Genomic DNA, 15,259 nt, shown 5'->3' with positions numbered 1-15,259 from the left:
TTCTTGCGCCGCAAATTGTGTAAGTAAACTACAAAAAATTCTTTTGCCCTGTGAAAAAATGATGTAGAGTTACAGGCGTAGGGTACAGAGGTAAGATGTTCTATCTTTCAGACCTTTTACTTCACGTAATCGGATTTGGCTGAATATTTAGCCGCCCCAGTCAGTATTGACTGGGGCGTTTTTTATTGTAAAAACAGCGATAAACCATACGTTTTTCCTATCACTCCGCACCGCTTTTCGTTCCTGCCTCCACCCTCTCGACTCGCGTAATCCGGCGAGATAAGCCAGCCCTGGCGATAAGTTTTTATGATGGATTTATTTCAGAACTGTAATTAGATAACAAAAAATTCCGCCTGCGGCTGAACTGCGGGCATAAAAAAGCCGATGCGGTGAGGCATCGGCTCTGGCGTTCGGCCTGAGCTTATTCGCCGGTTTCATCTTCCGGCAGCACTTCCGGCGGGATCTCGTTAAACCAGGTATCCAGCTTCTGGCGCAGCTTGTCGACGCCGATCTTCTTCAGCGACGAGAAGGCTTCAACCTGGATATCCCCCATAAACGGCAGCACCGCTTCACGCACCATATTGAGCTGCGCCTTGCGTGCGCCGGAGGCCAGCTTGTCGGCCTTGGTCAGCAGTACCAGCACCGGCGTGCCGACGTCGACCGCCCACTGGATCATCTGCTGGTCGAGATCTTTCAGCGGATGGCGGATATCCATCAGCACCACCAGGCCTTTCAGGCTGTTGCGCATCTGCAGGTATTCGCCCAACGCGCGCTGCCATTTGCGCTTCATCTCTTCCGGCACTTCGGCGTAGCCGTAACCCGGCAGGTCGACCAGGCGGATGCCGTCTTCCACTTCGAACAGGTTGATCAGCTGGGTGCGCCCCGGCGTCTTACTGGTGCGCGCCAGGCTTTTTTGGTTGGTCAGCGTATTCAGCGCGCTGGATTTCCCGGCGTTGGAACGGCCGGCAAAGGCGACTTCAATTCCTGCATCCCCCGGCAGATGGCGAATATCGGGTGCGCTGGTGACGAAATGGGTCACATGATAGTTGTAGTTCTTGCTGGTCAAAGTTTTTCGTCTCCGTGAGGATGGCTAACTGGTTGGCGATTATAACTGCATCAGCGGTAAAAATGGCGTGTTTCTCGGTTTTTAAGCGGCGGGACGCGATAAAACGACAGTTATGCCGCGCGTACGTTGTGAGACATTTGCCATTCGAATCGCGGGTAATGTCGCTTTATTCGAAAGTGATATTTTTGTTTTTGTTTTAAAAACAACATGTTATTTTTTCGTTGTAGGGAAATGTCGCCCAAATCGACGTCAGGTGCCTTGAGCCTTCGCAACAATAACGTAAAGTAGTCGTTAACGCAGGGTTGCGCAGGATTAGGGAACATCCGGGAAGGATGACAAATCTCAAGGAACGCACAGGGCGTGCAATGAGTGCCAGGATGAACGCAAAAGGAAGTGACCCTTTCGCACCGGAATAGGCGGCAGGCACATCGGATGGTGAAGTATCGGCAATTTGGATGCCCGCAGGAAGCACGCTCGGGAAGAGCGGATGCGAATGGATTGCGCCATGGACGATTTTTCTTTCAGGATGAAGGACATAGTGGCAGGGAATGCGGTTATAGCAGAGGGAAAAACCGGGATGTTGCATGTACGCAAGGAGTGCGTAACAGGAATACCCTTCGCAAGAAGGTGCGAAATAGGCGGCAGGTTTAACCTGCCGCCTTTTTTCTTTGCCCGCTTTCTGCTAGATTCCGCCGCAATTCTATACTGAATCTACATACCTAAGAGCACACGCTATGAACCAGCCATCAAAAGCACCTCGCGGCAGCGCGGCGAAGTCAAAAACGAAAAAGAAAAGCCGTATGGAGCTCGATCAGGAAGCGCGTGAGCGCAAACGCCTGAAAAAGCGCCGTGGCCTCGCTTCCGGTTCGCGCACCCAAGTCGAGTCCGGTAGCCAGAAGAACAAATCGGCGGCAGAAGCCAAAGATCCCCGTATCGGCAGTAAAGTGCCGGTTGCGCTGGTGGTCGACGAAACCAAAGTGAAGGCCAAACCGCAGACGAAGCCGAAGGTCGAAGCGAAACCGCGCCTGTCGCCGGAAGAAGAGTTGGCGAAGCTGGAAAATGACGAACGTCTGAACGCGCTGCTGGATCGCATCGACGACGGTGAAACGCTGAACGCGGAAGAGCAGACTTATGTCGACAAAACGTTGGATCGCATCGATGTGCTGATGGACGTGTTGGGCATCGAACTGGGTGAAGACGACGACGAAGAAGAAGAGAAGCAGGAAGATATTCTGAAGCTGCTGAAAGGCGGCAACCCGAAAGACGCCTTTTAACGCGCCATGTGGCTAATTCCGGCAATAGCCCTACTCTTGATGTGTTATCTGCTGTGGTTATTCGGTAAACTATGGCGGCTGTCTAAGCGCAAAGCGCGTTTTCGCAGCGCTTCCGTGGCCAGACAGTGCAGACAACCGCCTCTCTCCAGGCCCGGTAGAAAAAGATATCGGAAGGAGTGAGCATGTCAGAGCAGACGATTGTCTGGGATTTAGCCCTGATCCAAAAATATAACTACTCAGGGCCGCGTTATACTTCATACCCCACGGCGCTGGAGTTTAACCAGCGCTACGACGAAGCGGCGTTTCAACGCGCCGCTGCGCGCTACCCTGAGCGGCCGCTGTCGCTGTACGTGCATATCCCTTTCTGCCATAAGCTGTGCTACTTCTGCGGCTGCAACAAGCTGGTGACGCGCCAGACCCACAAGGCCGACGAATACCTGAACGTTTTGGCGCAAGAGATCGCCAGCCGTGCGCCGCTGTTCGCCGGCCGCAAGGTCGGCCAGATGCACTGGGGTGGCGGTACGCCAACCTACCTGGACAAAGCGCAAATCAGCCGGCTGGTGGCATTGCTGCGCGAACACTTTGATTTCCTTACCGATGCGGAGATGTCGATCGAGGTCGATCCGCGCGAGATAGAGCTGGATGTGCTCGACCATTTACGCGCCGAAGGCTTTAACCGTCTGAGCATGGGGGTGCAGGATTTCAATAAGCAGGTGCAGCAGTTGGTCAACCGCGAGCAGGACGAAGCCTTTATCTTCGCCCTGATCGAGCGGGCCAAAGCGCTGGGCTTCCGCTCGACCAATATCGATCTGATCTACGGCCTGCCGAAACAGACGCCGGAAAGCTTCGCTTTCACGCTACAGCGGGTGGCTGAACTGAATCCCGATCGCCTCAGCGTGTTCAACTACGCGCATATGCCGAACTTGTTCGCCGCCCAGCGCAAAATCAAAGACGCCGATCTGCCGGGCGCGCAGCAGAAGCTGGATATCCTGCAGCAGAGCATCGCTTTCCTGACCGGCGCCGGCTATCAGTTCATCGGCATGGATCACTTTGCGCGCCCGGACGACGAGCTGGCAATCGCCCAACGCGAAGGTAAGCTGCATCGAAACTTCCAGGGCTATACCACCCAGGGCGACAGCGATCTGCTGGGGCTGGGCGTGTCGGCCATCAGCATGCTTGGCGACAGCTATGCGCAGAACCAGAAAGAGCTGAAGCGTTACTATGACAGCGTACAGGCGCAGGGTAATGCGCTGTGGCGTGGGCTGGCGCTGACGGATGACGATTGTCTGCGGCGCGATCTGATCAAAACCCTGATCTGCAACTTCCGGTTGGCATATCAGCCGCTCGAACGGCAATACGGCATCGATTTCACCGCCTACTTCGCCGAAGACCTGCAGCTGCTGGCGCCGTTTGAACGCGATGGGCTGGTGGAGCGCGACGAGCAGGGCATTCGCGTCACGCCGCGCGGGCGCTTGCTGATCCGCAATATCTGCATGTGTTTCGACCGCTATCTGCGGCAACAGGCGCGCAGCCAGCAATTCTCACGGGTGATCTGAGGATGAAAAAACAGCCGCATCAGCGGCTGTTTTTTTTAACTGAAGAAGTTAATCAGCGCGGCGCACAACACCGCGGCAACCGCCGCCTGCGGGGTGTGGCTGGCGGCGGAGCCCAGCTCCGCGCCCTGAGAAATGAATACGATGAATGAGTCCAGCATCGTCAACCTCCAGAGTGTGCGACACGATCATACTGCGCCCGCACCGGCTGTAAAGCCTGCGGTTGGCGTTTTTTTGTGCGCCGGACTGCGTTTTTCATCATCCATCCCCGTTCCTATTCCATGCCCAGCTCTTTAAGCTTGCGGGTCAGGGTATTTCGCCCCCAGCCCAGCAGGCGCGCGGCTTCCTGTTTGTGCCCTTGGGTGTGGCGCAGCGCGGTGGTGAGCAGCGTGCGCTCCATTTCCGGCTGTGCTTCCGACAGCAGGTTTTGATGACCGGAACGCAGCGCGCGATCGGCCCACTGCGCCAGCAGCGTGGCCCAGCTGTCCGGCAAACTGTGGCTGGGGCTTTCCGGCGCGGCGGTTTCGAACAGTTCACCCGGCAGATCCTGAATCAGCACTTCCTGCCCGGCGGCCATCACCGTCAGCCAGCGGCAGGTGTTCTCCAACTGGCGCACGTTGCCCGGCCAGGGCAGGCGGGTCAGCGCGGTTTCGGTTTCCGGGTGCAGGTTCTTGGCCTCAACGCCTAACTCTTTGGCGGCGATCTGCAGGAAGTGGCGCGCCAGCCGCGGGATGTCTTCACGGCGCTCGCGCAGCGGCGGCAGGTGTACGCGGATCACGTTCAAGCGGTGGAACAGATCCTCGCGGAATTTGCCTTCCTGCACCCGCAGCTCCAGGTTCTGGTGCGTGGCGGCGATGATGCGCACGTCGACCTTCACCGGCGCATAGCCGCCGACCCGGTAGAACTGGCCATCCGCCAGCACCCGCAGCAGGCGCGTTTGCACGTCGAGCGGCATATCGCCGATCTCGTCGAGGAACAGCGTGCCGCCGTCGGCCTGTTCAAAGCGGCCCTGACGAATTTGATTCGCGCCGGTGAAGGCGCCTTTCTCGTGGCCGAACAGCTCGGACTCGATCAGATCTTTGGGGATGGCGGCCATGTTCAGGGCGATGAACGGCGACTTGGCGCGCGGGCTGTGGCGGTGCAGCGCATGCGCCACCAGCTCCTTGCCGGTGCCGGATTCGCCGTTGATCAACACGCTGATCGACGAACGCGAGAGCCGACCGATGATGCGAAACACGTCCTGCATCGCCGGCGCTTCGCCGATGATGTCCGCCGCCGGATCGCTGGCCGGCTGGCTGCGCACCGGCTGCTGCTGTTCCTGATAATGGCTGATGGCGCGCTCGACCAGCGCCACCGCTTCGTCGATGTCGAAGGGCTTCGGCAGGTAGTCGAAGGCCCCTTGCTGATAGGCGCTGACGGCGGCGTCCAAATCCGAATGCGCGGTCATGATGATCACCGGCAGCATTGGGTGGCGCTGTTTGATCTGCTTGAGCAGCGCCAGGCCGTCTATACCCGGCATGCGGATATCGGACAGTAGCACGTCGGGGGTTTGCGTGGCCAAGGCTTCCAGCACGTCATTGCCGCCTTCGAAGGTGGCGCAGCTCAGGCCCGCGCCGGTGAGCGCGCGCTCAAGCACCCAGCGGATGGAGCTATCGTCATCGACGATCCAGACTATCCCTCGTTGCATAGCAAACCTCACTGACGAATGGGCAGGTAGACCGAGAATTCGGTATGACCTGGCCAACTGTTGAATTCAATTTTTCCGCAATGCTGATCGATAAGATTGCGGGCGATGGATAATCCCAGGCCGGTACCGCCCTCACGGCCGCTGACCATCGGGTAGAACAGCGTGTCCTGCAGCTGCGCCGGCACGCCGGGGCCGTCGTCTTCGACGTCGATGCGCGCCGCCAGGCGGTAGCGGGTGCCGTGCAACGTAATCTGAAACGCGGTGCGGGTGCGCAGCGTGATGGTGCCGCCCGCCTCGCCCAGCGCCTGCAGCGCATTGCGGGTGATGTTCAGCAGCACCTGTTCAATCTGATCCGGGTCGTGGGCCATTTCCGGCAGGCTCGGATCGTAGTCGCGCACCAGCGTGACGTTATCCGGCATTTCCAGCGACACCAGCTGGCAGACGCGCTCCGCGACCTGATGAATGCTCTGGGTAATGTGCTGACCGGGCCGCTGCGGGCCGAGCAGGCGATCCACCAGATTGCGCAGCCGATCGGCCTGCTCGATGATCACCTTGGTGTATTCGGTCAGCGCCGGATCGGGCAGCGCCTTGGCCAACAGCTGCGCCGCGCCGCGCAGGCCGCCCAGCGGATTTTTAATCTCGTGCGCCAAACCGCGTACCAGATCGCGGGCCGCCACCTGTTGAGCATGCTGCAGCTGTTCCTGGCTCAGGCGGCGCTGATTGTCCATCGGCGCCAGCTCGACCAGGATATAGCCTTCCGGCAGCGCCTGAGCGGTCAGAGAAAGGATGTGCGCGCGTCCGTCGACCACCAGGGTCACTTCGTTGTCGGTAAAGCCCTGACCGGCGCGCAGGCTTTCGCGCATCAAAGAGACGTTCAGCGAAAAATAACCGAGCAAATCGGGCAGCGGCGTACCGAACAGCTTGCGGGAGCTTTGCGCCAGCAGTTGCTGTGCCGCCGGGTTGGCGTAGTGAACCGCCAGTGAGTCATCCAACAGCAGGATGCTGTTGATGAGTGAATTGAGGATCTGCCCAGCATCGGGCAGCTTGCCAGTTGCCATACAGCAGACTCCTGCACCTTTTTAGTGCATCTATCCTACTCCATCCGGGATCGGCGCGGTATGGAATAGTTTTGCAGAAAATACGGTGGAGAAAAAAACCCATCCGAAGATGGGCTGAAAGTTTCCACGGCAACAAAAAAGCGATAACAAAAATGTGGGCGCCGTCCGCCTGTGCAGACGGCGCGGGTAGGGCTTAGACGCTGTAGTACAGTTCGAACTCAACCGGGTGTGGCGTCATGCGAACGCGGTCCATCTCTTCTTTGCGCAGTTCGATGTAGGCATCGATTGCATCGTCGGTGAACACGCCGCCACGGGTCAGGAACTCGCGGTCTTCGTTCAGTGCGGCCATTGCCTCGTCCAGTGAGCCGGCCACTTTTGGGATCTCGGCTTCTTCTTCCGGCGGCAGGTCGTACAGGTTTTTGTCCATGGCGTCGCCAGGGTGGATCTTGTTGATGATGCCGTCCAGGCCGGCCATCAGCAGCGCGGCGAAGCACAGGTATGGGTTAGCCGCCGGATCCGGGAAGCGGGCTTCGATGCGGCGCGCTTTCGGGCTGGAGACCACCGGGATGCGGATGGACGCAGAGCGGTTACGGGCGGAGTAAGCCAGCATCACCGGCGCTTCGTAGCCTGGCACCAGACGCTTGTACGAGTTGGTGGTCGGGTTGGCCAGCGCATTGATCGCCTTGGCGTGCTTGATGATGCCGCCGATGTAGAACAGCGCGGTTTCAGACAGGCCGCCGTATTTATCGCCGGCGAACAGGTTGGTGCCGTTCTTGGAGAGCGACATGTGGCAGTGCATGCCGGAACCGTTGTCGCCGAACATGGGCTTCGGCATGAAGGTCGCGGTTTTGCCGAAGGCGTGCGCCACGTTGTGCACCACATATTTGTAGATCTGAATTTCGTCGGCTTTCTTGGTCATGGTGTTGAAGCGGGTTGCCACTTCGTTCTGACCGGCGGTCGCCACTTCGTGGTGGTGCGCTTCAACCACCAGGCCCATCTCTTCCATGGTCAGACACATGGTGGAACGCAGATCCTGCGAAGAGTCGACCGGTGGAACCGGGAAGTAACCGCCTTTCACCGCCGGACGGTGGCCTTTGTTGCCGCCGTCGTATTTTGTACCGGAGTTCCAGGCGCCTTCGATGTCGTCGATGGCCACGTGGGACCCGCGGATGCTGCTGCCGAAGCGGATATCGTCGAACAGGAAGAACTCAGGCTCTGGCCCGAACAGCACGGTATCCGCGATGCCGGAGGAGCGCAGAAAGTCTTCGGCGCGTTTGGAGATGGAGCGCGGGTCGCGATCGTAGCCTTGCATGGTGCCCGGCTCGAGAATGTCGCAGCGAATGATCAGCGTTGGTTCTTCGAAGAACGGATCCAGAACCGCCGTGCTGGCGTCCGGCATCAGCACCATGTCAGATTCGTTGATGCCCTTCCAACCACCGATAGAGGAGCCGTCAAACATTTTACCTTCTTCGAAGAAGTCGGCGTTTACCTGGTGAGCCGGGATCGTCACGTGCTGTTCCTTACCCTTGGTGTCAGTGAAACGCAGGTCTACGAATTTCACTTCATGCTCATTCAGCATCGTCAAAACGTGTTCAGCGGACATACTTAACTCTCCCGGTTTATCATTGTCGTCGTCGTGGAACGAATCTGTGGAACTGGCTTTTTTTCGCCTTGAAAAGACTAAAGCGAAAAGCGTGCCAACTTTTTAAAAAGGCGTTCATCGCCTTTCTGCGCGGGTTTTACCCAGCCACAGTATGCACCACCAACGATAATTTGCACTGTTATGGTGCAATAAGGGTGAGCGTGGGCACTGAAATGGTGCAAAAGTGCAACGATTGCGGCTTTTTGCACCGTGAAAGGGATCACAAACTGACCGGTACGCGGTTGTTTATAAGAGATGGTTGTGATCTTGTTTAGTCCCTCGCTTAATACGTGTACAATAGCGCGCTATTTCTAATGCCCGAGGCAAAGCTGTGATCGAAAATTTGCGTAACATCGCCATTATTGCCCACGTTGACCATGGTAAAACCACCCTGGTTGACAAGCTGCTGCAACAATCCGGTACTTTCGGAGAGCGTGCGGAAGCGACCGAACGCGTAATGGACTCCAACGATTTGGAGAAAGAGCGTGGGATTACCATCCTCGCAAAAAACACCGCCATTAATTGGAACGGTTACCGTATCAACATCGTGGATACCCCAGGACACGCCGACTTCGGCGGCGAGGTAGAGCGCGTGATGTCGATGGTTGACTCGGTGCTGCTGGTTGTGGATGCAATGGATGGCCCTATGCCGCAAACCCGCTTCGTGACTAAGAAGGCCTTCGCCAACGGTCTGAAGCCGATCGTGGTCATCAACAAGGTTGACCGTCCTGGCGCGCGCCCTGACTGGGTTGTGGATCAGGTGTTCGACCTGTTCGTGAATCTCGACGCGACCGACGAGCAGCTCGACTTCCCGATCATCTACGCTTCTGCGCTGAACGGCATCGCCGGCGTCGACCACACCGACATGGCGGAAGACATGACCCCGCTGTATCAGGCGATCGTCGACCACGTGTCTGCGCCGCAGGTTGAGCTGGAAGCGCCATTCCAGATGCAGATCTCCCAGTTGGACTACAACAACTACCTGGGCGTTATCGGCATCGGCCGCATCAAGCGCGGTAAAGTGAAGCCGAACCAGCAGGTCACCATCATCGACAGCGAAGGTAAAACTCGCAACGGTAAAGTGGGCAAAGTGCTGGGTCACCTGGGTCTGGAGCGTATCGACAGCACCCTGGCGGAAGCGGGCGACATCATCGCCATCACCGGCCTGGGCGAGCTGAACATCTCCGACACCATCTGCGACACCAACGCCGTAGAAGCGCTGCCGGCGCTGTCCGTCGACGAACCGACCGTAACCATGTTCTTCAACGTCAACACCTCGCCGTTCTGCGGTAAAGAAGGCAAGTACGTGACGTCGCGTCAGATCCTTGACCGTCTGAACAAAGAGCTGGTGCACAACGTGGCGCTGCGCGTTGAAGAAACCGACGATGCGGACGCCTTCCGCGTCTCCGGTCGTGGCGAGCTGCACCTGTCGGTGCTGATCGAAAACATGCGTCGCGAAGGTTTCGAGCTGGCGGTATCCCGTCCGAAAGTTATCTTCCGCGAAATCGATGGCCGCAAGCAGGAGCCATTCGAGAACGTGACGCTGGATATCGAAGAGCAGCATCAGGGTTCCGTGATGCAGGCGATGGGTGAGCGTAAAGCCGACCTGAAAAACATGGATCCGGACGGTAAGGGCCGCGTGCGTCTCGACTACGTGATCCCAAGCCGCGGTCTGATCGGCTTCCGTAACGAATTCATGACCATGACTTCGGGTACCGGCCTGCTGTACTCCACCTTCAGCCACTACGACGACGTGCGTCCGGGCGAAGTGGGTCAGCGCCAGAACGGCGTGCTGATCTCCAACGGCCAGGGCAAAGCGGTAGCGTTCGCGCTGTTCGGCCTGCAGGATCGCGGCAAGCTGTTCCTGGGCCACGGCGCAGAAGTGTATGAAGGCCAGATCATCGGTATTCACTCACGTTCTAACGACCTGACCGTAAACTGCCTGACCGGTAAGAAGCTGACCAACATGCGTGCTTCCGGTACTGACGAAGCGACTACCCTGGTTCCGGCCATCAAAATGACCCTGGAGCAAGCTCTGGAGTTCATCGATGACGACGAACTGGTAGAAGTGACGCCAACCTCGATCCGTATCCGTAAGCGTCACCTGACGGAAAACGATCGTAAGCGTGCCAGCCGTGGTCCTAAAGACGCTTAATCGCTGATTGAGTGTCTCATGCTTAGGGCGCGGTTCTCGCGCCCTGAGTGTTTTCCTCTGTTGTTCCCCGTTTGTGCGGCGCGCTATGCGCTTTTCCGTTCGCTCCCTGTTCAGCTGTTCCTTTTCCCGCTACAGTGAAATCTCACCGGCCCATCAGGAGAGGACTATGCTGTATATCTTTGATTTAGGTAATGTGATCGTCGATATCGATTTCAAGCGTGTGCTGGGCGTGTGGAGCAATTTGAGCGGCACGCCGTTGGCGGTGCTGTCCGATCGTTTCGCCATGGGTGAGGTGTTCCAGCAACATGAACGCGGTGAAATCAGCGACGAAGACTTCGCCGGCAAGCTGTGCGATGAAATGGGCATCGCGCTCAGCTTCGAGCAATTCGCCACCGGCTGGCAGGCGGTATTCGTCGCGCTTCGCCCGGAGGTGATCGACATCATGCAGCGCCTGCGCAACGAGGGTAACCGGGTGGTGGTACTGTCGAACACCAACCGTCTGCACTGCAACTACTGGCCGCAGCACTATCCTGAAGTGGCCGCCGCCGCCGATCATCTCTATCTGTCGCAAGATCTCGGCATGCGCAAGCCGGAAGCCAACATTTATCAGCATGTGCTGGCTGCGGAAAACACCGCCGCCGCTGACGCGGTGTTCTTCGACGATCACCCGGCGAATGTCCTCGCCGCGCAGGCGTTGGGGATCAAGACGGTGCATGTCACCGATCGCGACGTGGTGCCGGCCTATTTTGCTCAATGAGTGCGGAGCGCGTTAAGCTTAAGGCGTATCAACTGACATCAAGGAGTGACCATGTCGTTTTTCCGCCGCAAGAAGCTGCCCTCTGCGATTAAGCCCGGCGTCACCTTCGGACGGTTGCTGTACCAGCGTATCGATCACGATGGCCTGACGATGTTGGCGGGCCATCTCGCCTATGTTTCCCTGCTGTCGCTGGTCCCGCTGGTCACCGTGGTGTTCGCGCTGTTCGCCGCTTTCCCGATGTTTTCCGACATCAGCGAACAGCTGAAGAGCTTCATCTTTTCCAATTTCGTGCCGGCCGCCGGCAACGTCATACAGAACTACCTGGAACAGTTCGTCGCCAACTCCAACAAGATGACCGCCGTCGGCACCTGCGGGCTGATCGTCACCGCGTTGCTGTTGATCTCCTCGGTGGACAGCGTGCTGAACACCATTTGGCGCAGCAAGAACAAGCGGCCGATCGTCTTTTCCTTCGCCGTGTACTGGATGGTGCTAACGCTGGGGCCACTGCTGGTGGGCGCCAGCATGGCCATCAGCTCCTACCTGCTGTCGCTCAACTGGTTGGCGCAGACCGGCGTCAACGGTTTGGTGGATCAGGTGCTGCGTATCTTCCCGCTGATTTTGTCGTGCATCTCCTTCTGGCTGCTGTATTGCATCGTGCCGACGGTGCGGGTGCCGCCGAAGGATGCGCTGATTGGCGCGGTGGTGGCCGGATTGCTGTTCGAGCTGGGCAAGAAGGGATTTGCGCTGTACGTCACCATGTTCCCCTCCTATCAGCTGATTTACGGCGTGCTGGCGGTGATCCCGATTTTATTCCTGTGGGTCTACTGGAGCTGGTGTATCGTGTTACTCGGCGCGGAAATCACCGTGACCATCGGCGAATACCGCGACTACCGCCGGCAGAAGGCGGAGCAACAGGAACAAAAACCAGAAGGGCAGCAGGAATGATTGCGTTGATTCAACGGGTGTTAAACGCCAGCGTCACGGTGGGTGGCGAGACGGTAGGCAAGATTGGCCCCGGTTTGTTAGTGTTATTGGGCGTAGAGCAGGGCGATAACGAGCAAAAAGCGCAGCGCCTGTGCGAACGCGTGTTGGGATACCGCATTTTCGGCGACGAGAACGACAAGATGAATCTCAACGTCCAGCAGGCCGGGGGCAGCGTGCTGGTCGTTTCGCAGTTCACCCTGGCGGCGGACACCCAAAAGGGCATGCGGCCCAGCTTCTCGCGCGGCGCTGCGCCGCAGGAAGCCGATCGGTTGTATCAATATTTTGTTGGCCAGTGCCGCGAACGCGGCGTAGAGACCCAGACCGGCGAATTCGCCGCCGACATGCAGGTGGCGCTGGTCAACGATGGTCCGGTGACATTCTGGCTACAGGTCTAAGCATTCGGAGAACAGGCGTCTATGTATCACCTACGAGTACCCGTAACAGAGCAAGAACTGAAGGAGTATTACCAGTTTCGCTGGGAAATGCTGCGCAAGCCGCTGCACCAGCCGGTGGGTTCGGAAAAGGATGCCTATGACGCCATGGCCCATCACCAAATGGTGGTGGACGAGGCCGGTAAAATCGTCGCCATCGGGCGGCTGTACATTAATGCCGACAACGAGGCGGCGATCCGTTTTCTGGCGGTAGACCCGACGCTGCAGGATAAAGGGCTGGGGACGCTGGTGGCGATGACGTTGGAGTCCGTTGCGCGGCAGGAAGGTGTAAAGCGGGTGGTGTGTAGCGCCCGTGAGGACGCGGTGGATTTCTTCGCCAAGCTGGGGTTCGTCAATCAGGGGGAGATCACTGCGCCGCAGACCACCCCGATCCGCCACTTTTTGATGATCAAACCGGTAGCGACGCTGGACGATATCCTGCATCGCCCCGACTGGTGCGGCCAATTGCAGCAGGCCTGGTATGAACATATCCCGCTGAGCGAAAAGATGGGCGTGCGCATCAGCCAATACACCGGCCAGCGCTTTGTCACCACCATGCCGGAAATCGGCAACCAGAATCCGCACCACACGCTGTTCGCCGGCAGCCTGTTCTCGCTGGCGACGCTGACCGCCTGGGGGCTGATTTGGCTGCTGCTGCGCGAGCGCCATCTCGGCGGCACCATCATTCTGGCGGACGCGCACATTCGCTACAGCAAACCGATCACCGGCAGGCCGCGAGCGGTGGCGGATCTCGGCTCGCTGAGCGGCGATTTGGCGCGTCTGGCACGTGGCCGCCGCGCGCGCGTGCAGGCCGAAGTGCATCTGTTCGGCGACGAGGATAAGGGAGCGGTGTTCGAAGGCACCTACATGGTGTTGCCGGCCGAACCGGATGTGCCGCTGGATCAGGGCGGCTCTGAAGCGCTGGAAGAGTAAGGCGGCCCTGCCTTAAGGGCGGGCCGCGTAGTGCATTACGGCAGTTGTTGGTTCACCGCTTGGCCGTCGCCGGCGGTGGCCTGCAGATTGCCTTTCAACGAGGCTTTGAACGGCCCGTCGCTGTTCAGCAACCCTTTCAACTGCAGTTCAAGGTTGCCATCGCCCGTCAGCGGTACCGGCTGCCATCCCCATTGCTGCAAGGTGTTGATCGGTACCGAACGGCCGTGCAGCGTCAGTTGGAACGGTTTGCCCGGCAGCTGATCGACGGTCGCTTTGGCCTCAAGCAACCCATTAGGCATAAAGGCGCTGAGCTCGGTGACGTTAATCTGATTGGCGTCGGCGTTCAGCGCCAGCGAAGGGCGCCGCACGTCTATCTTGTTGAAGGTCGCCTCGCTGCCGTTCAGGTTCAGCGAGCCGGACCAGATGCCCCACTGGCGATCGCGCGCCAGCAGCAGGTTGCTGCCATAGCCGTCCAGCGCGGTGATCTGGAACGGGAAGGCCGGGTTGATATCGATGATCAGATTGCGGTTGGTGGTCAGCTTGGTGACGTACACCTCCGCCAGCCAGTCCGGCAGCGGTTTCAGCCACAGCTCGCGCCAGTCGATCGGCAGGGTGTACTCCAGCGCCGCCATGGCCACTTCGTCCAGCTGCAGGCGTTTGCCCGCGCGCAGCCAGTTGCCGGAGGTGCGCAGCAGCCCGCCTTCCCAGCGGGTGGTGAATTGCTGAATGGCGATGCCGGCGGAGGAGAGCCGCAGGGTGGCGATCGGATCGATCAGGTGGAAACTGCCGTTGATCACATCGCTGGCGTTGACGTTGAGCGAGCCGTCTTCGCTGCGCCAGTCGCCTTTTTCCATGCTGACGTTTTGCAGCGACAGATCGAGATCGTTAAACGCCCACGCCTTGCCTTCCAGGCGCGCGTCGATCAGATCGAAACGCTTGAGGGTGACCGGCGGCAGGGTAGTAAAGCGCTGCATGAATTCCACCAGCGTCAACGGGGTTTGCAGGCGCACGCCGCTCAGCCGCAGGCGATCCACCTGCCAGCTGCCGTCGACGGCACGGCTGGCCACGCCGGTCAGGTCGCCCTGCGCCAGATCGGCGCCGAAGTTGTTCAACAGCAGCTGGCCCTGCTTTTGCTCCCCTTGCACCAACACCTTCGAGGCGGGGATGCCGTTCAGCGTCATCGAACCGGCGCTGAACTGAAACTGGTTGTTGTCCCCCAGCAGATGGCCGGCCAGCGGGCGCCACGGCGTGATGCCGGCAGTGACCTGCTGCGCGTTGAGCTGCCACTCGTTATCGTTGGACTGCAACGCCATGTTGCTCAGCTGCAGTACGTCGGCCTGCACAGGCAGCGCCGCCGCCTGTGGCTGCACGTTCAGCGTGCCGTCGCGCAGCGTGACGCTGTGGAAATAGCGCGGCTCGGTGATTTGGCGCAGGCTGAGGCCCAGATCGACGCGTTTGGCGACCAGCGCCTGCGGCTGGCCGTTACGCGCCAGCTGGACGTCTTCCAGACCGATCTGGTCCGGCTGGCTCCACGAATGGGTTATTTTTCCTATCGACAGGCGGTATTCGCTGTTGTCGCTGATCCAGGCGCTCAGGCGGCCTGCCGCCCAGCGGGTTTGCCCCACCAGGTACAGCACCACTACCGCCAGCACGATCAGCAGCAGCAACGTCAGCAACAGCTTTCCGATAAATTTCATCGTCTACATCCGCATCGGTCAA

14 protein-coding genes are annotated in these 15,259 nt (G+C 58.8%); 8 read left to right on the top strand and 6 right to left on the bottom strand.

Annotated features, from left to right (window positions below):
• The first annotated feature begins 95 nt into the window (after positions 1–95).
• A complete protein-coding gene (gene spfP, locus ACYF6X_RS24095) occupies positions 96–143 on the top strand; it encodes a small protein SpfP (RefSeq protein WP_071892919.1) in 48 nt (15 codons plus the stop codon).
• 278 nt (positions 144–421) lie between these two features.
• On the opposite strand, the gene yihA is transcribed toward spfP, so the two are convergent.
• Complete coding sequence (gene yihA, locus ACYF6X_RS24090; RefSeq protein ID WP_025304719.1) at positions 422–1,066, bottom strand: ribosome biogenesis GTP-binding protein YihA/YsxC; 645 nt, start codon at positions 1,064–1,066, stop codon at positions 422–424.
• Between the two features lie 734 nt (positions 1,067–1,800).
• On the opposite strand from yihA, the gene yihI reads away from it, so the two are divergent.
• Both yihI and hemN read left to right on the top strand, forming a co-directional pair.
• The gene (gene yihI, locus ACYF6X_RS24085) at positions 1,801–2,340 is read left to right on the top strand and encodes a Der GTPase-activating protein YihI (protein WP_130017783.1); all 540 of its coding nucleotides are present in this window, start codon (positions 1,801–1,803) and stop codon (positions 2,338–2,340) included.
• 182 nt (positions 2,341–2,522) lie between these two features.
• Positions 2,523–3,896 (top strand): oxygen-independent coproporphyrinogen III oxidase, encoded by a 1,374-nt coding sequence (gene hemN, locus ACYF6X_RS24080; RefSeq protein ID WP_197817156.1) that lies wholly within the window; start codon positions 2,523–2,525, stop codon positions 3,894–3,896.
• 35 nt (positions 3,897–3,931) lie between these two features.
• Here hemN and ACYF6X_RS24075 read toward each other — a convergent pair whose 3' ends face one another.
• The 4 genes from ACYF6X_RS24075 to glnA form a co-directional block, all read right to left on the bottom strand.
• Entirely contained in the window at positions 3,932–4,054 is a 123-nt protein-coding gene (locus ACYF6X_RS24075; RefSeq protein ID WP_015379453.1) for a YshB family small membrane protein, read from the bottom strand.
• A gap of 113 nt (positions 4,055–4,167) precedes the next feature.
• Positions 4,168–5,580: a nitrogen regulation protein NR(I) gene (gene glnG / locus ACYF6X_RS24070; protein ID WP_015379452.1), complete on the bottom strand. Its 1,413-nt coding sequence runs from the start codon at positions 5,578–5,580 to the stop codon at positions 4,168–4,170.
• A gap of 8 nt (positions 5,581–5,588) precedes the next feature.
• Entirely contained in the window at positions 5,589–6,638 is a 1,050-nt protein-coding gene (glnL, locus tag ACYF6X_RS24065) for a nitrogen regulation protein NR(II) (RefSeq protein WP_004931246.1), read from the bottom strand.
• A gap of 193 nt (positions 6,639–6,831) precedes the next feature.
• Positions 6,832–8,241 (bottom strand): glutamate--ammonia ligase, encoded by a 1,410-nt coding sequence (gene glnA, locus ACYF6X_RS24060; RefSeq protein ID WP_019452181.1) that lies wholly within the window; start codon positions 8,239–8,241, stop codon positions 6,832–6,834.
• Between the two features lie 370 nt (positions 8,242–8,611).
• On the opposite strand from glnA, the gene typA reads away from it, so the two are divergent.
• The 5 genes from typA to fabY all read left to right on the top strand — a co-directional run bounded on the left by typA (position 8,612) and on the right by fabY (position 13,540).
• Positions 8,612–10,435 carry a ribosome-dependent GTPase TypA gene (gene typA / locus ACYF6X_RS24055; protein WP_004931243.1) on the top strand — a complete coding sequence of 608 codons (1,824 nt, stop codon included), beginning with the start codon at positions 8,612–8,614 and terminating at the stop codon, positions 10,433–10,435.
• 166 nt (positions 10,436–10,601) lie between these two features.
• Positions 10,602–11,192, top strand: a complete 591-nt coding sequence (gene yihX / locus ACYF6X_RS24050; RefSeq protein ID WP_130017779.1) for a glucose-1-phosphatase — start codon at positions 10,602–10,604, stop codon at positions 11,190–11,192.
• Positions 11,193–11,243: 51 nt separating this feature from the next.
• A complete protein-coding gene (locus tag ACYF6X_RS24045) occupies positions 11,244–12,137 on the top strand; it encodes a virulence factor BrkB family protein (protein ID WP_049201866.1) in 894 nt (297 codons plus the stop codon).
• A complete protein-coding gene (dtd, locus tag ACYF6X_RS24040) occupies positions 12,134–12,571 on the top strand; it encodes a D-aminoacyl-tRNA deacylase (RefSeq protein WP_025304712.1) in 438 nt (145 codons plus the stop codon). The genes ACYF6X_RS24045 and dtd overlap by 4 nt, the downstream gene beginning before the upstream one ends.
• 21 nt (positions 12,572–12,592) lie before the next feature.
• A complete protein-coding gene (gene fabY / locus ACYF6X_RS24035; protein ID WP_063991286.1) occupies positions 12,593–13,540 on the top strand; it encodes a fatty acid biosynthesis protein FabY in 948 nt (315 codons plus the stop codon).
• A gap of 35 nt (positions 13,541–13,575) precedes the next feature.
• Here fabY and ACYF6X_RS24030 read toward each other — a convergent pair whose 3' ends face one another.
• Positions 13,576–15,237, bottom strand: coding sequence for an AsmA family protein (locus ACYF6X_RS24030; protein WP_130017778.1), 1,662 nt, complete (start codon positions 15,235–15,237; stop codon positions 13,576–13,578).
• Positions 15,238–15,259 lie beyond the last annotated feature (22 nt).

This window comes from Serratia sp. ID 25-353, from assembly GCF_054792795.1.
Note: the sequence above shows the minus strand (reverse complement) of the source record. Positions and strands in the feature narration are given on the sequence as shown.